At 29.7% G+C, this 17,173-nt stretch carries 18 protein-coding genes; 7 read left to right on the top strand and 11 right to left on the bottom strand.

Going from position 1 to position 17,173, the window contains the following annotated elements:
- Positions 1-72 precede the first annotated feature (72 nt).
- Positions 73-2,088 carry a penicillin-binding transpeptidase domain-containing protein gene (locus B2694_RS01050; RefSeq protein ID WP_346884180.1) on the bottom strand — a complete coding sequence of 672 codons (2,016 nt, stop codon included), beginning with the start codon at positions 2,086-2,088 and terminating at the stop codon, positions 73-75.
- A gap of 300 nt (positions 2,089-2,388) precedes the next feature.
- Here B2694_RS01050 and B2694_RS01045 point away from each other — a divergent pair, with 300 nt between their 5' ends.
- Positions 2,389-3,651: an MFS transporter gene (locus B2694_RS01045; protein ID WP_346884179.1), complete on the top strand. Its 1,263-nt coding sequence runs from the start codon at positions 2,389-2,391 to the stop codon at positions 3,649-3,651.
- A gap of 108 nt (positions 3,652-3,759) precedes the next feature.
- On the opposite strand, the gene B2694_RS01040 is transcribed toward B2694_RS01045, so the two are convergent.
- The 5 genes from B2694_RS01040 to B2694_RS01020 all read right to left on the bottom strand — a co-directional run bounded on the left by B2694_RS01040 (position 3,760) and on the right by B2694_RS01020 (position 6,892).
- Positions 3,760-4,191: a MarR family transcriptional regulator gene (locus B2694_RS01040; protein WP_346884178.1), complete on the bottom strand. Its 432-nt coding sequence runs from the start codon at positions 4,189-4,191 to the stop codon at positions 3,760-3,762.
- 150 nt (positions 4,192-4,341) lie between these two features.
- A complete protein-coding gene (locus tag B2694_RS01035; protein WP_346884177.1) occupies positions 4,342-5,205 on the bottom strand; it encodes an NAD(P)/FAD-dependent oxidoreductase in 864 nt (287 codons plus the stop codon).
- 57 nt (positions 5,206-5,262) lie between these two features.
- The gene (gene trxA / locus B2694_RS01030; protein WP_035134706.1) at positions 5,263-5,574 is read right to left on the bottom strand and encodes a thioredoxin; all 312 of its coding nucleotides are present in this window, start codon (positions 5,572-5,574) and stop codon (positions 5,263-5,265) included.
- Between the two features lie 381 nt (positions 5,575-5,955).
- Positions 5,956-6,546 carry a nucleoside transporter C-terminal domain-containing protein gene (locus B2694_RS01025; RefSeq protein ID WP_346884176.1) on the bottom strand — a complete coding sequence of 197 codons (591 nt, stop codon included), beginning with the start codon at positions 6,544-6,546 and terminating at the stop codon, positions 5,956-5,958.
- Positions 6,518-6,892, bottom strand: coding sequence for a nucleoside recognition domain-containing protein (locus B2694_RS01020; protein ID WP_346884175.1), 375 nt, complete (start codon positions 6,890-6,892; stop codon positions 6,518-6,520). The genes B2694_RS01025 and B2694_RS01020 overlap by 29 nt, the downstream gene beginning before the upstream one ends.
- Positions 6,893-7,061: 169 nt before the next feature.
- Here B2694_RS01020 and B2694_RS01015 point away from each other — a divergent pair, with 169 nt between their 5' ends.
- The 5 genes from B2694_RS01015 to B2694_RS00995 all read left to right on the top strand — a co-directional run bounded on the left by B2694_RS01015 (position 7,062) and on the right by B2694_RS00995 (position 11,376).
- Complete coding sequence (locus tag B2694_RS01015) at positions 7,062-7,703, top strand: undecaprenyl diphosphate synthase family protein (protein ID WP_346869259.1); 642 nt, start codon at positions 7,062-7,064, stop codon at positions 7,701-7,703.
- A 207-nt stretch (positions 7,704-7,910) separates the two neighbouring features.
- Positions 7,911-8,147, top strand: coding sequence for a hypothetical protein (locus B2694_RS01010; RefSeq protein WP_346884174.1), 237 nt, complete (start codon positions 7,911-7,913; stop codon positions 8,145-8,147).
- A gap of 235 nt (positions 8,148-8,382) precedes the next feature.
- Positions 8,383-9,165, top strand: coding sequence for a threonine/serine exporter family protein (locus B2694_RS01005; RefSeq protein WP_346884173.1), 783 nt, complete (start codon positions 8,383-8,385; stop codon positions 9,163-9,165).
- A complete protein-coding gene (locus tag B2694_RS01000) occupies positions 9,165-9,611 on the top strand; it encodes a threonine/serine exporter family protein (RefSeq protein WP_346884172.1) in 447 nt (148 codons plus the stop codon). The genes B2694_RS01005 and B2694_RS01000 overlap by 1 nt, the downstream gene beginning before the upstream one ends.
- Before the next feature lie 451 nt (positions 9,612-10,062).
- The gene (locus B2694_RS00995) at positions 10,063-11,376 is read left to right on the top strand and encodes a sodium-dependent transporter (protein WP_346884272.1); all 1,314 of its coding nucleotides are present in this window, start codon (positions 10,063-10,065) and stop codon (positions 11,374-11,376) included.
- Between the two features lie 140 nt (positions 11,377-11,516).
- Here the strand turns inward: B2694_RS00995 and B2694_RS00990 are convergent, their stop codons facing one another.
- Positions 11,517-12,329, bottom strand: coding sequence for a DUF2225 domain-containing protein (locus tag B2694_RS00990; RefSeq protein ID WP_346884171.1), 813 nt, complete (start codon positions 12,327-12,329; stop codon positions 11,517-11,519).
- 297 nt (positions 12,330-12,626) lie between these two features.
- Here B2694_RS00990 and B2694_RS00985 point away from each other — a divergent pair, with 297 nt between their 5' ends.
- Complete coding sequence (locus B2694_RS00985) at positions 12,627-13,907, top strand: M20/M25/M40 family metallo-hydrolase (RefSeq protein ID WP_346884170.1); 1,281 nt, start codon at positions 12,627-12,629, stop codon at positions 13,905-13,907.
- 153 nt (positions 13,908-14,060) lie between these two features.
- On the opposite strand, the gene B2694_RS00980 is transcribed toward B2694_RS00985, so the two are convergent.
- The 4 genes from B2694_RS00980 to B2694_RS00965 form a co-directional block, all read right to left on the bottom strand.
- The gene (locus B2694_RS00980) at positions 14,061-14,411 is read right to left on the bottom strand and encodes a DUF2200 domain-containing protein (protein WP_346884169.1); all 351 of its coding nucleotides are present in this window, start codon (positions 14,409-14,411) and stop codon (positions 14,061-14,063) included.
- A gap of 176 nt (positions 14,412-14,587) precedes the next feature.
- Positions 14,588-15,382 carry a class I SAM-dependent methyltransferase gene (locus B2694_RS00975; RefSeq protein WP_346884168.1) on the bottom strand — a complete coding sequence of 265 codons (795 nt, stop codon included), beginning with the start codon at positions 15,380-15,382 and terminating at the stop codon, positions 14,588-14,590.
- 363 nt (positions 15,383-15,745) lie between these two features.
- Positions 15,746-16,363 (bottom strand): cyclase family protein, encoded by a 618-nt coding sequence (locus B2694_RS00970; protein WP_346884167.1) that lies wholly within the window; start codon positions 16,361-16,363, stop codon positions 15,746-15,748.
- 166 nt (positions 16,364-16,529) lie between these two features.
- Positions 16,530-17,033, bottom strand: coding sequence for a kinase (locus B2694_RS00965; RefSeq protein ID WP_346884166.1), 504 nt, complete (start codon positions 17,031-17,033; stop codon positions 16,530-16,532).
- Positions 17,034-17,173: the final 140 nt, after the last annotated feature.

Raw genomic sequence — 17,173 nt, 5'->3', positions numbered from 1 at the left:
TAAAAGTTCCTTACATACTGAAATGATTTAAGTATTAAAAATCTTACTAATAATTTTCACTATAAAGAATAATTATTTCTTTAAATAGTATTCCATAACATTTTTAACCATAGCTGTTGGTATTCCACTACCGCCTCTACCTTTTACGTCTTCTATTATCATAGATATGGCAATTTTAGAATCATCTGTGTTTACAGCTACAAACCATCCATTTTCTTTACCCGATTCATCTTTTTGATCTTTCTTTATCTCTGAAGTTCCAGTTTTACCAGCTATATTAAATCCATTTACTTTTGCAGTGGTAGCTGTTCCATCTGCATCATTTATTACAGCTGAGAAAGCATCTACTAAAGCTGGTACTTTTTCTGCCTTTATAGCATTTTTCAATACTTTTGCTTCTGGATTTTTTCCAATGTTAAGTCTTGGCTGCATTATATCTCCATTGTTTCCTAATGCACTATATGATAATGCAATATCTAATGGTGACATAAGCACCTCACCTTGACCATATCCTGTGTCAGCAAGAAGTATTTCTTTACTTAAAGTATTATCATTACTAATTTGAGAAGTTTCCATTGGGAAATCAAAAGTTATCTCTTCTCCAATACCAAAGTTTTTAGCTCCATTTATAAATGCATCTGCTCCTATATTCAATGCTGCTCTTGCAAAATAAATATTATCTGAGTATTTTGTAGCTTCTTTTAAGTTTATAGCCTTACCGGGATCTTTTACTCTCGTAACCTTATATCCACCCCATGATGAATTATTTTGCCAATCTAATCCCTTAATATCCATAGTTTCTCCTGGATTAAGTACGCCTATATCCAATCCTATAGCAGCTGTAACTAGCTTCATTGTAGAGCCTGGTGCGTATACATTATTAAACCTATTGTCAAACTGCTGGCCATCAAGCTTTTTCCACTGTTCACTTAAGGATTTTGTTTTATATGTTACAAATATATTTGGATCATAGGAAGGTGAACTTACCATAGCTAAAACTTCTCCAGTTTTAGGGTCTACTGCAGTAGATGCTCCCTTCTCACCTTTCATTTCACTATATATCTTACTTTGAAGCTCTGGGTCTATTGATAGTTTTATATCCTGACCATTCTTTGCTTCTGTTTTAGCTAAAGTTATTTTTTCTTCTCCCTTTTCAATGTATATTTCTCCACCATCTTGACCCCTTAATATATCTTCATAAACCTTCTCAAGACCAGCTTTTCCAAGGAGACTTATTTGTGAATAACCCTTATCTTTATTATTTTCTATTTCTTCTGCTGTAATGGCTCCCACATATCCTATTAGATTTCCAAAAGCTTCTCCTCCGGTGTAAACTCTGGAGTTTTTATTGTTTATTTGAACGCCTTCAATAGTGGAAAGCTTATTTAACTTTTCAGAATCAGATTGAAGTACAGATACTATTGGTACAAAATAATCTGGATTAGTATTAGCTGCTAGCTGTTCTTCTATATATGACTCACTTATGTCTAATATAGTTGCCATAGCTGTTATTTTTTCTGACTTTTTATTTTCAAATTTACTTGGATGAATTCCTACAGACTTTACTATATCATCTTGTGCTAAAAAGTTCCCATTTCTATCTAATATACTTCCACGTTTAGAGTAATAATCTTCTACCCTCACCTTATCATCTGGCTTTTCCATTTGAGGGAATATTAAACTCTCATTCCACTTTACTTTATACCCATCCTCTTCTTTAACTAAAGTTGCTTTATAATCTTTGATATCTACCTTTCCTGCCACTGTATCCATGGTCATAGTAAATGGTATTTCTAATAACTTTTTATCTCTTTCCTTTTCTCCTACTATTTGAATATCCATATTACTAGCTACAATAGCGCTATATATATTAGTGTATCTTTCTAAAAATTCTTCCTCATTTATATATGCTTTTGATTCCACTGAAAGCATATTATACATACTTTTAAAATCTTGCTTAACCCAAGCATTTTTATAAATGTTAAAGGCATCCTTTATTTCATCTTTCTTAGAGCAACCTGTAAATAAAGCTATACCTATAATTATAGTTCCAATAATTAGGCTTAGTTTCTTTAAATTATTTTTCATTGCTATCCTCCTTATAAAATGTATTTTCTTACTGGGTATTTCACAGTTTAAATATAAGTTTATCTATTCTACTCAATAAATAAACTACTACATCTATTGTAAGTTTATATATACTTTTATTCAATAAATTTTCTTAAAAATAAAAGTGAATCTTTTACAAATTTTTAAAATATTAATGTATAATTAGAATAAAAAGAATTGGTGAAATCATGATAGATATTGAAAATGAAAGCAAAATTTATCTTCAACGTGAAGAAAGAACTAAATGGTTCGAGGAAGCTAAATTTGAAAGGAGATTTTATGCATATTAATAAAAATAAATTTAATGATATTTTTAGTACCTATATGGGATTACCAAAAGAAGTGTACATACTTTTTTTAGGTAAAATGATTAACTGTATAGGTGCCTTTGTTTATCCTTTATTATCCTTAATTATCACCCAAAAGGTTGGAATGTCCATAAAGGATGCTGGCTTAATTCTAACGCTTACAGCAATACCTCAAGGTCTTTGCATAATATTAGGTGGTAAACTAGTAGATTCAATTGGCAGAAAAAAAGTTATTATATTTTTTCAAAGTTTTGCTGCTGTATTTTTTATAGTTTGTGGCTTTATAAAACCCTCTACTACCTTAATCTTTTTTATAATTTTAGCTTCTTGCTTTTCTTCATTAGCTCAACCAGCTTATGATTCAATGGTTGGAGATATTACTACAAGGGAAAATCGGAAAGCATCTTTCTCTTTAATCTATATGGGACTTAATTTAGGCTTTGCCATTGGTCCCTTTATAGGCGGACTTCTTTTTGAAAGCTATCTTCCTTTAGTATTTATTGGTGATGCAATAACTACACTAATTTCTATTGGATTAATTGCCTTGTTTATTAAAGAAACTCATCCTAAATTAATAAATTCTAATTCAAATAGTTCTGAATCAGATTATGAAAATCAAGTGTCCAGTCTTGAAAACGAAGAAACCGGTTCTGTATTTAAAGTGTTTTTAAAAAGGCCTATATTAATATATTATGCCTTACTTATGCTTACCTTTCAGTTCGCCTATGCTCAATGGGGTTTTGCAATTCCACTTCAATTAGGACAAATCTTTGGTTCTGGTAATGGAGCTAGGTATTTTGGAATATTAGCTAGTTGTAATGGTCTTATAGTAATTCTATTAACTCCTATAATTACCTCTCTAACAAAGAAATATAAAACCCTTAGTATAATTGCTAGTGGAGGAATATTATATGCTATTGCCTTTGGTTCCTGCAGTTTTATATCAGAACTGTCATTATTCTTCATTGTAATATTAATAATAACCATTGGGGAAATTGCAATCTCTACAAATTCTGGAACTTTTATAGCCAATTTAACTCCTGCTTCTCATAGGGGTAGAGTAAATGCATTCTTACCACTTATTTATGGTACAGGTAATGCCATAGGACCAAGCATAATGGGATCTATGATAGACTCTATAGGAATGAATAAAGCTTGGATAATAGTAGCAATAATAGTAGGAACAGGTGCAATTTTTATGTATTCACTAAACTCTATTAAAGTTCAATCTTAACCTATGAAAAAACCCCTTTAGTTAAAATCTAAAGAGGTTTTTATCAATAATTTTTCCTATAACTAACTTTGTATGAATATTTACTATAGTTATTAAACCTTTGCTGCACTATTCTAAACTTTGTAACAAATTATCTAAATTACGTTTAAGCTCCTTTGCTTCATCATTAGATATATTCAACCTGCAAAATACTTCTCCTGGCACATCTAAAATCTCACTTTTTAGCTTTAAGCCAGCTTCTGTTAATTCTATTATGACTACTCTATCATCATTTACATCTCTATGTCTTGTAATTAGCCCCATAGATTCTAATTTTTTTAATAATGGAGTTAAAGTACCTGAGTCTAAGTGTAGTCTTTTACCAATGTCCTTAACTGTCATCTTTTCTTCTTCCCATAACACTAACATAGCTAAGTATTGTGTATAAGTAAGATTATGCTTATCAAGAATGGATTTATACAACTTTATTACCTCTCTAGATGCTGCATATAGAGAAAAACATATTTGATTTTCTAGTTTAATACATTCACAATTCTTCATATAAATTCTCCATTTCACAGAATGACTTATTAAAATTAATTCTTAATAAATCATATTGTTTGAGATTATTTTACAATTTTAAAATTTATATGTCAATACAACAAATAATTTGAATAACATTATAAATAATTCATACAAATATCTCTTACTTTACTTTTCCTTTGAATCTACATAGGAAACTGCTGATAATGCAGCCACATTTCCTTCCCCTGCAGACTTTATATATTGATAAGGTCTTCCTACTATATCTCCTGCTGCGAAACAACCTTTTAAGTTCGTTTGCATTAGCCTATCAACCTCTACATGATTGTCTACGATTTTTAATCCCGGAACTAATTGACCTGGAGATATGCTATCTCTTAGTATAAATAAACCATCAGTAGTAATTTCTTTATTCTTTAAAACTAGCTTTTCCACTTTATCTTCACCAATTATTTCTACTGGTGTATCATTTACTACTTCTATAGATGAATGAACATTTACAAACTCTTTATACATAGGAATATAATATACCTTTGATGCTAAAGTAGCAATAAAGTTTGCCTCTTCCTCTTCTTTTTTACTATAGGCTACTATTGTAACTACTTTATTTCTATAAAGTGGTGCATCACAGGTAGCACAATATCCAACACCCTTACCTAGAAGTTTTTCTTCACCAGAGAATAGCTTACCATATTGAATTCCTGTAGCTAATATTACTGATGTCGCTTCATAGGTTTTATCATTTACCATTAAAGCAAAGTAATCTCCCATAGCATATATATTATTTATTTTTTCTTCTGTTATTTTTATATCCATAGCTCTTAAGTGATTGATAAAGGCTTGTTGTATCTCTTTACCACTTTTACCATGGAAACCTAGATAATTATTAATTTCATTAGCTTTTACTAATTTATTTGAAAGTTCATCATTACCAAATATGACAAAACTCTTATTTCTTATTTTTGCATTTAAAGCGGCTGATATTCCTGCTGGTCCACTACCAACTATTGCAATATCATATCTTTCACTCATAGCTTTATCCTCCAAATTTACAGATTAAAAATATAGGAGTAACCTCCTATATTTTTATTATATATAAGCTTCTACAATTTCTTTTATTCTCTCTTTTGGTACAAACCCTACTGTAGTATTTACATTTTTTCCATCTTTAAATACTATTATTGTAGGAATGGATGCTACACTATATTGCATTGATATGTCTGGGCATTGATCCACATCAACTTTTATAAATTTAACCTTGCCTTCCATTTCAGTTGATAATTCTTCAAATATTGGAGCTAACATTTTACAAGGTCCACACCATGTTGCGAAAAAGTCTACTACTACAACACCATCTTTTATTTCATTATTAAATTCAGCTGAATTAACTATCTTTGCCATCTTTTATTCCTCCTAAAATCAATTTACCAAAATATTATTTATATAAATTAAATTTTGTTCAATTTAATTTGTTAATACTAATTTACATGTTTATATATTAAATGTCAAGTCATTTTAAAAATTTTTTTATATAATTACATAATTTTATATAATTACATAATGAAATCTTATGTTTTAAAATTTAATAATAGTAAACCCTCTAATTATATTATTTCATACTTAAATAGGTTTTATTTATTATAATAATATTTTTATTATGAAGTTTTTAACATCTATTTTAATATCTAATAAAAATATATCTCATTTTAAGAAAATATAATTATCTTAAAATGAGATAACAGCATCAACTTTTCTGTGATACTTACAACATGACTAATAATCTTATAATCCTATTAAAAGTCCTGCAATAATTGCACTTAAAAGATTTGCTAAAGTACCTGCAACCACAGTTTTTAATCCTAATTTTGCAACTTCATGCTTTCTCTTTGGTGCCATTCCTCCAATTCCACCGATTAAAATAGCAATGGAAGATATGTTTGCAAAACCACATAGTGAAAAAGTCATTATAGCTGCAGTTTTTTGTGAAAGGTCACCTATTATAGGTCCTAGTTTACTAAAGGCAACAAATTCATTTAAAATTATCTTTTGTCCTAGAAGAGCTCCAGCTGTTAAATCCTCATTCCAAGGAACTCCTATAATTGCAACCACTGGTGAGAATATGTATCTAAATATCATTTCTAAGCTTAATCCATCTATTCCAATAAGTCCACCAATAAATCCTATTATTCCATTTGCTAAAGCTATAAGAGAAATAAATACAAGTAACATGGCACCTATGTTTAGCGCTAAACCTAACCCTTCTGATGCTCCCTTCGCTGCTGCATCTACCACGTTAACTGAATCATCTTTTCCCAATTCAATTTTATCTTCTAAGTCTTTTGCATCACTTTCTGGAAATATCATTTTCGCCATTATCAGTCCTGCTGGAGCAGCCATAAATCTTGCTCAGATAAGATATTCTAGTGGAATACCCAACTAAAACAGAACCTGAAACTGAAGCTACACGTCCAACCATTACGGTAAATAATTCTGATGTAGACAGTTTATTGATATATGGTTTTATTAAAAGAGGTGACTCTGTTTGCGATAAAAATATATTTGCAGCTGCTGATAAAGTTTCAAGTTTAGACGTTCCTAAGAGTTTTTCTAAAGCCCCACCTATTATCTTTACAATAAATTGCATTATCCCAAAGTAGTATAATATAGAAACTAAAGATGAAATAAATATAATACCTATAATGCTATTTAATATGCCCATTGAATCATCTTTAATCATTCCATAATAATTATTTCCTATATATTGTATATTATCATTAACTTATTGCAACCTTCTTACAAAATAGTATTTTTTATCTATGTTTATTTTATATTTTTATGGAAAACATAGTATTATAATTTTAATTTTTACGGAGGTTAATTGAGATCATATGAGAATACCAAATCATATTGGAATAATTCCTGACGGCAACAGACGCTGGGCTTTACTTAATAATCTAACCAAAGATAAAGGATATGAACATGGCATAAATCCTGGTCTTGAAGTGTTTAAACTTTGCCAAAAAGAAAATATAAAAGAGCTAACATTCTATGGTTTTACTATAGACAATACCAAACGTCCCTCTGAGCAAAAGCTTGCTTTTATACAAGCTTGCATTGATTCTGTCATGCTTTTAACAAAGGAGGATTGTGAAATCTTGGTTATTGGAAATACTGAATCAAGTGCTTTTCCTAAGGCTTTAATTCCCTTTACAACTAGAAAAAAATTTGGTAATGGTGGTATTAAGGTAAACTTTCTAATTCATTATGGATGGGAGTGGGACTTAAATCTATTAAAAGAATCCAAATCCTCTAATAAACATATTCTACCCTACATACATTCAGAGGATATTTCTAGAATTGATCTAATAATAAGATGGGGAGGTAGAAGAAGACTTAGTGGTTTCTTACCAATTCAGTCTGTTTATTCTGATTTTTACGTAATAGACACCTATTGGCCGGATTTTACTTCTATAGACTTCTACAATGCTTTAGACTGGTACAATGAACAAGATGTTACCCTTGGTGGTTAAAATAAATTCAATTTTACTTAATCATTTACACATGTCAACTTTAATCATCATTATCCTGTAACTTAAATTCAATATCTTCATATCATAATAGTGAGATACATCTTTATAAATCATATATATTTATAATAGTGTATTTTAAATTCCTTTTATATTACATACTCCCAAAACATAATCTTAGGAGTAAATATAAAAAGTGAGGTAATATATATGAGTAGTCATAGAAGACGTCATTCTAATTGCAAATGTGATTGCTGCTGTTGTTGTAATATACATTCATGTTGTGACAGATGTCCAACCTCCTGTTGTACAGGATTTACAAACCGTAATTGTAATTTTGGTTGTGGTTGTGATAATAATCAATGGCTAATATGGTTGATATTATTGGGTTGTGGCGGTTTTGGTGGCTTTGGAAACAACTGCTGTAGACGTGGATTATTCTGGTAGTAACTTAAGGAGTTTTCACCCTTGTGGTAATTCATAAATCAATATAAAGAAACACCTGATTAGTTAAAATACTATTCAGGTGTTTTGATTTTTCTCTTTATCATTTTATTTCTGACTAACATCTATTTGTATTTAAAATACATAAATCGAACTTATTAGAATTATCTCATTGTAATAATCTTTATATTCTAATATTATAAATATGGGAATATAAACTAACTTAAAGGAGACATTTATGAAGGAGAATGAAATCACAATTGAAGCGTCCAAAATACTAAGCCTTTCCTTAGATATTGGTGAGCATATGCTACGAGTTGGTGGTGAAACTAATCGTGTTGAAGATACAATTATTCGTATTTGTAAAGTTTATGAAATTGACCGTATAGATGTTTTCTCAATAAGATCATTAATTATAGCTACTATAAAAACTAGTGATGAAGAAATCCTAACCCAAACACGAAGGATTTACTCCTATGGAACAGACCTTAGTCAGCTTGAGAAGCTTAACTCCTTATCTAGATATATATGTCAAACTAAACCTTCTTTCAATGAAATAAAGGAAAAAATACAACAAATATCAGTAAGTCAATCCAGTATAAGGTGGAGTTCCTGCCTAGGATACATACTAGCTTCTAGTGGATTTTCTATCTTTTTTGGTGGTAATCTCATAGATGCTGCTGCGGCTGCAATTATTGGTATACTTATATTCTTTATTGATACTTTTATCAAAAGAGAAAGCATTAATCAATTAATATATACTTTTGTTTGCTCAATTATTACTGGACTAGCTGCAATTTTATTTACTAAAATAGGAATAGGAGCTAATGTTGATAAAATTATTATAGGAGATATTATGCTTCTTATTCCTGGAATTCCATTAATAAATTCCGTTCGTGATATGCTTTGTGGCGATATTATAGCCGGCCTATTACGATTAACTGAATCCATATTAATTGCCATAGCTATTGCCTGTGGTTTTGCAATTTCATTGATTATATTAGGAGGTATATTGCAATAATGAAGTATTTAATTCAAATCATTACTGCTTACATAGGTAGCCTAGGATTTGCCTTATTGTTTAATATAAAAAAGGAAAGAATACTCTATGCATCTATTGGCGGTATTATTACTTGGTGTATCTATTTACTTTCTTTTTATTATTGTAATGATATTTTTATATCTAATATGATAGCTTCTATTCTAGGTACCGCATACTCTGAACTCTTAGCTAGAATTCATAAAGCACCTACAACTGTATTTTTATTACCATCTATCGTACCTCTTGTACCTGGTGGTAGCTTATACTATTCTATGAGTTATGCTGTAACAGGAAATAAAATAAAATTTGATCTTTACGCTCTTAATACACTTAAAACCTCCTTAGGAATTGCTGTTGGAATTATTGTGGTTTCAGTTGTTGTCTATCATTTAACCAATTATAAATGTAAGCGCAGTAAAATATAAATTACCTACTAAAAATTTTTTAAATAAAAAAGTCTTTTAAAGTTAATTATTTACTTCAACGGACTTTTATGTGTATAAACAGTTCCATATCTATTGACTTCTATATTTTTCAATGATATGATACATAACATAAAATATCATATTAGGAGATAATATTATGAATTTAAAAACGAACCTATCAATTTCAAAATTAAATAATAACTTTTTCTTTAGCTTTTTTAGATAGGTTTGTGTCTATATAACAATTATCATAGATACAAACCACACCAATGGAGTGTTTTGTATCTATGATAGCTAAAGAATTTATGTTGCAATAAATTTAGCCTCATAGGTAAACTATGAGGCCTTTTTATATCCTAGGTTAAGGGTCTCATAGTGTAAGCTATGAGTCTTTTTTATTATTATAAATATTTTATATCATATTTCTAGGAGGTAATTAAAATTGCAAAATATTAAAAATAGAGAAAAATTCTCTAGTAAACTTGGATTTATTCTTTCATGTGTTGGAGCTGCTATTGGATTAGGAAACATATGGATGTTCCCTTATAGATTAGGTGAAAATGGTGGTGCTGCATTCCTAATCCCATATTTTATTTTCGTAGTACTACTAGGAACAGTTGGTTTAATTGCTGAGTTTTCCTTTGGTAGACAGTTTAGAATAGGGTCAATGGGTGCACTTAAAAAGGTATTCAAAGAAAGAAATATTAAACATGGCTCTATTATATCTATAATTCCAACCCTAGGACTAACTGGTATATTTATGTTCTATACAGTTGTTATTGGTTGGGTATTAAAATATTTTTTCATAAGTTTATCTGGTGACATATTAACTATAAATATAGAGTCTTACTTCACTACTTTTATAAATAGTAATATCACAGTATTTTGGCATGGTTTAGCTGTTGTTATAACTTTAATAATAGTTAGTTTTGGAATTTCTAAGGGTATTGAAAAAATAAATAAAATCATTATACCTTTGTTATTTATTATATTTATACTTCTAATTGCAAAATCATTAAGTCTACCAGATTCCATGGAGGGTGTGAAGTATCTCCTTACTCCTGATTGGGCATACCTTTTAAATCCAAGTACTTGGGTTATGGCTCTAGGACAAGCCTTTTTCACAGTATCTTTAACAGGATGTTGTATGGTTATGTGTGGTAGCTATACAGATGAAAATTTTGATATACCTAATTGTGCTATAACTACAGCATCATTTGATACTTTAGCTGCTATCCTTGCTGCCTTTGTAATAATGCCAGCAGTATTTGCTTTAGGTCTAAACCCTACCTCTGGACCTGCTTTACTATTTGTAACTGTACCAAGTATATTCCAGACTATGAAACTTGGACAAGTATTAAGTTCTTTATTCTTCTTAAGTATTATTTTTGCATCTATTTCATCTTCCATCGCTATGTTAGAGGGTCCCGTAGAAGCAATTATGAATTTAACTAAGTGGGGTAGAAAGAAGACTACTTATATTACTGCTATTTCAGCTTTTATACTAGCTATACCATTAAGTTTAAGTAGCTCTTTATTTAACAATTTCACAAACTTTATTACTATAGTGCTATCTCCATTGGGAGCATTAATTACTGCTATTGTATTCTTCTACATACTTGATAGAGATGAGACTCTAGCTCAGTTAAATTTAGGTTCAAAATATAAAATTGGTATATGGTTTATGAATTTTGGAAAATATGTTTTTGTGCCAACAACTATTATTGTAATAATTTTAGGATTAATATACGGTGGTATTGGTTAATATATAATTTAATAAAGCCTATAGTTTTCTTTCATAAAATAAACTATAGGCTTTATTATAATCTTAGCTAAAATTTATATACTTAATAGTAGATGACCACAAGTCTTTTAAATACCTCATTAATATACAATCATATATCTCTATTCACAAGTAGCTTCATTTGCTTTTATCTCTAAATCTTTTGCTAAATCTCTCATGTCTCTAGCTTTATCTTTTAGTTTTTGATCCGCCTTGCTTAAGATTACTCTTCCTAACCATAGTTTAGCATTTGTATAATCCCCTATTCTTCTATATAACTCACCTATAATATATTGTAAAGAATAAATACTTAATCCGTATATTGGAGTTCGTTCATTTTCATAAGCAATAACAAATCCTTGAAGTGCTCTTTCTAAAAATGCCTTCTCATCTTCTTTATTTTCTAGAAGTCTATACATCCATGCAATTTTCAAGCAAAGCATTGCCTTTGTACTATCTTTAAATTCTCCTAGCACTGCATTTAGTAATGCAAGCTTATAACGTTCAATTGCTATTTCTTCATTATAAACTTGAGGATATTCTTTACCTTGCCATTGATTGCCTATCTTTACAAGTATAACTTCACGTTTATAGGATTGTATTTTCTGAAAATCACTTTTTAATGCTGAATATCCACATGTTGGACATACCAATACTTCGTAAAAATATGGATTTACCCCCTCATATCTTATAAAAGCATCTGTATCTTTTGATTTTACTTTAGGAACATACGCCTTTACAACTCTACATGTAAAAGCTTTTAAACAAACTGGACAAGTAACCTTCTTATCATAAAGTAATGTATTAATATCAACCTTTGTTGATTTTTTATCTTTTGTTTCTTTATCGTATTTATCTTCTTTTTTTGTATATAACTCTATATCGTCTTCATAATTAAGTCCTAAGCTTTTTAACGAAGAAAAAATTTTAATCATACTAAGTTGCCCCCTACTTTAGTAATGTTCTTCATTTATCATACGCTATAGCATTCTATACTAACAAGTGTATTAAAATATATGTAATTCTACTAACATAAATTTATATTATATCAAATTTATATAAGAAAATAAAGATTTATTTCAATTCATCATAGATTTAGCAGGTACTTCTAATCACATAAAGTTCATAGGTTAGGCTTTCCCCTCTTCAACTATATATCTGCATTTATATTTTCAATTTTCATACAACTCTAGTATAATATATTTAGATGGACAAATAATGGGGGGAATATAATGAAGATTAATGCTGAAAGAGAATTTGAACTACTAAAGAAAATAGGTTTTGTAAGAATCAGTGGCTCAGAGGAAGAATTAAAAGCTGCTAACATTTTATTAGAGGAAATATCCTCAATTGGCTGTGAAGGACACTTAGAGTCTTTCAAAGCTCCTAGCTCTGTAATTAAAAAAGCTACACTAAAAGTTGTAGAGCCCTTTGAAAAAGAATATGAGGTTGCACCATATAACTGCTCAATCGGTACACCTGAGGGTGGAATAACTGCAGATTTTGTATACATTGAAGACGGCTTGGATGTAAATTTAGTTGACCTTAAAGGAAAATTTGTACTTATAAATACTCGTCCAAATCCTAAACTTTATAAAAAACTTATGGATGCTGGTATTGCTGGATATATAACTATGTCTGGTACTGCCATGGATGAAGAATATAAAACTGATATTTCTATAGCTAGAATCCGTGAAAAGAATACACAGCATGGAAGAATACCTACAATTAACATGCGTATGAAAGACTGCTTCTATATGGTTAAGAACAAAGCTTCTAAAATCCATGTAGAGCTAATCATGGAAGATGTAGAGCTAACTTCTCAAAATGTGATGGTAACTTTAGAAGGTACTAAATACCCTGAGGAGATAATCTCCTTCGGTGCTCATTATGACAGTGTTCCTTACAGTACTGGAGTATATGACAACGGAGCTGGTTCAGTTATTATAATGGAACTTCTAAGACACTTTAAAGAAAATCCACCAATGAGAACTGTAAAATTTATGTGGTATGGCTCTGAAGAAGTTGGACTTCTTGGAAGTAAAGCTTACTTAAAAAAACATGAGGAAGAGCTTAAGAAACACCTTCTAATGATTAACGTAGACGTGGCTGGCTCTATTCTTGGAAAAGAAATGGCTCTAGTTACTGCAGAGCAAAGTTTAGTTGATTATATTGATCAAATGGCTAAGATTAAAGGTTTCCCACTTAAAGTAGAACAAGACATATACTCAAGTGATTCTACAGCCTTTGCTGATGAGGGAATTCCATCTCTTACCTTCTGTCGTTTTGCACCACAGGGTGGAGCTTTCATCCACACAAGAAATGATGTTATGGAATATTTAAGTTCTGAAGCCTTAGAATTGACTACTATTATAACTAAAGAATTCAGTGAATCAGTTATAAATTCAATAGCCTTCCCAATAGAGAAAAAAGTTCCAGATAACATGAGAAAGAAATTAGATGAATATTTTGATAAAGACCCTAAAAAAGAAGAAACATCTGAAAAAAAATAATAGGGAAAAAGGCTTACATCACTGTATGTGAGCCTTTATATTTAAATAATTTATGTTACTTGTGGTATTCTTCGCCCCGCGTAAATAACGAGGCGATCTCATACATAACATTCTACAAAATATCATTAGTATTTTTTGTTTTCAATCTAATCATTATTTCCTCAAAATCTTATCCATGGATTTTCCTTTTGCTAACTCATCGATAAGCTTATCCAAATAGCGAATTTCCTTCATAATTGATTCTTCGATATTTTCCACTCGTACACCACAAACCACACCTTTAATTAAAACTCTGGCAGGGTTCAGCTTAGGAGCTTCCATAAAGAATGTCTCATAGGCTATCTGTTTTTCCAATTGAGCTTCTAATTCTTCCTGACTATATCCTGTGAGCCAACAGATGATTTCATCCACTTCTGCTTTAGTACGTCCCTTTTTCTCCGCCTTTGTAACCAAAAGAGGATAGATTTTTGCTACGCTCATTGTATAGATATTATGTTTACTCATAACACATTCTCCCTTATATAATTTTTTATATTATATCACAAAAAACTCCAACCTATTAAAAGATTGGAGTTATATTTTTACATCATTTATTACTAGACTTTCGTAAATTTAGCATTTATTTATGGTACAATTTATCCTATCACACCCAAGTTCAAAATCTATAACTGCATATTATTCTAATAATTAAATCTAAAATTTCCTGTCTCATTAGATGTTGATAGTTTCTTAGCAACAATAAGAAATCTATGCTCTGTTCCTTCTATATACCCAATTTCATTGAGTTCTCTCTCTATTTTACATAAGTTTTCAAAACAAGTATCAACAGAAAAACTAGGAAATTCCCATTCTATTATCCTTGCAAAGTATACCAAAGCTCCTGTATCATAAAAACGTATAGGAGTAAAAGCCTCTTCTGCCTTAATAATTTTAAATCCGTTATTTTCAAAACCCTCAATGTTATGTTTTAAGTCATGAGTAGGATACAACGACTCAAAATTATCTATTATCTTTTCAGATAAATCTACATCATTTTTTCCACCTACTTGTTGAGTAATAAAATACCCTCCAGCCTTTAATATTCGATTAATCTCACCAATATCATAGGATTCATGTCTATTAATTATTATATCGAAAGAATCATCTTCAAAGGGCAATCTTGAATCATCAAAAACCTGCTTAACCGTTATCCCAACAGGTTCTAATCTTTCTTTACAAATTACAACATTAGGTTCATATGCCTCTGTTACAGCTGTATTATAAAATGGATGGTCCAAAGTAAGTAGGAATTCTCCTCCTCCTGTTCCCATATCTAAAAGCTTATATTCTGCTTTTAAATAAGACAATAGGATTTTTTTATAATCCCATGGTATATGTTCTCCATCCCATCTACCATCAAGATATGAGAAATCCCATCCCTTAAAACCTTTCTTTTCCTCACTTTTTAAATAGTTTTTAAACTCTCCTCTATTCATTTAACTACTCCTTTTCATAATATACTAAATATGATAATTTAATTTGAAAAGTAATGCAGTTAACTGATAACAAATATCTTATTACCGCAGCACAATCTGCTATCAGATTATATTAACTGCACTGAGTAGTTACCTAGTTTGTTTCTCATAATGAGTCCCACCTCTTCTAAATACTATAAATAATTTTGAAGTTTTAATTTTCTGTAATTCAAGTTGTTTATATAAATTTTATCATGTAAATTGTGTTAATACAAACAATTTATAACATAATATTATATAGAATTATAACATCTATTTTTCTTATTTATAGTAGAGTTCTCAATATCGTTGTACTATCATTTTTTTGAATTAGTATTCTTAAATTTAAATCCTAGCCACAACTCTCACAGGGGATGCTTCCGCTTTTATTTTAAGAGGCAATGCAATAATTTCAAATTCATCTACATTCAATAAACTTCCGATATTTTTCATATTTTCAATAATAAGAATATCTTTATCTAGTAGCATTTTATGAATTTGAAATGGGTATTTATCAGGAGATGGCAAGTCCATGCCAATCATCTTAATCTTTCTATCTATAAAAAATTCAGCTAACTCCTTTTCAACTATGGGATGGCAATTAAAGTAATCATCGCATCCAAATTCGTTATCAAAACCAGTATATAGAAGAACTATGCTATCCTTTTCTACAGTATCTAAATACTTCTTTTTCATTTTAATAATATCTTGGTTTCTAACATCAAGTAAACATCCTTTTCCAATAAACTTATCTGCTGGATAATCATCTATTAAAATATTAATATCTAACATATGGCTCACAACATCAATATGAGTTCCAACATGCATACCAGTTTCTAGTTTAGTGTCATTGTATTTGTCTTTAGCCAAAAATCTATTTTGATATAACTTTAGCTCTTCATCGTAAGGATGAGCACTTAGTCCATTTTCTATGGTATAACTTAAATCAATATATTTAGCCATCTATTTATTCTCCTTTGCAATTATTAATCTATCTAAACCATCCTCTGATGATGAAACAAAAGTATTAATCAATAAATCTACTCAAAAGTCCTTTGGCAAAACCCCTTAAGTTATTTCAATAAGTTAGTATTTCCAACACCCGGTGCCGAGTTTTAAATTATGGCCTTCACTTTATAACATCCTGATAAACAATATTCACTATTTCATTTAAGCTTAAATCTTTATGTATATATACCTCTGGAATGAAGCCTATTAAATCTTTTTCATTCCACCATTTTCTCATTTCTTTCTCTCCGAATTCATGTGCATTAGGTTTTTGTTTATGACGATTTAAAGTTTCTTCAAAAGGTATATTAAAGTAATATGCAAAAACTTGATTACCAAACTCATTATGTAAATTTTCAAATAGTTTTCTATACCACCTTGAATTTAAAATACCTTCTAAAATTACAATATCGCAATGCTTTTTCCCATATAGTATAAGTTCATTTAATAACTTAATTGCTTCTGTATCAGGACCATCTTTCACAAACAACATTTCTCTTCTAACAACATCCTGTGATATTAACATGGTACCATGTCCAAATTTCTTTTGTAATGCCTTTGCTGTTGTAGTTTTACCACTTCCTGAATTGCCTCTTAGTATTATTAACTTAACCTCTTTATCCATCTATTACATGCCCTTTCAAATTGATTAAACTAACATTTTATACTATATATTAAAAATACAGATTTTATAAACATTATTTACTATTAATTATACCATTTTATTTAAAATTTTATATTAAAATCTATAATAGTGCAAAAACA

This window comes from Clostridium sp. UBA4395, from assembly GCF_002390995.1.
GTDB classification, from domain to species: Bacteria; Bacillota; Clostridia; order Clostridiales; family Clostridiaceae; genus Clostridium_J; species Clostridium_J sulfidigenes.
The sequence above is the reverse complement of the archived record's forward strand: the minus strand, read 5'-3'. Positions and strand labels throughout refer to the sequence as shown.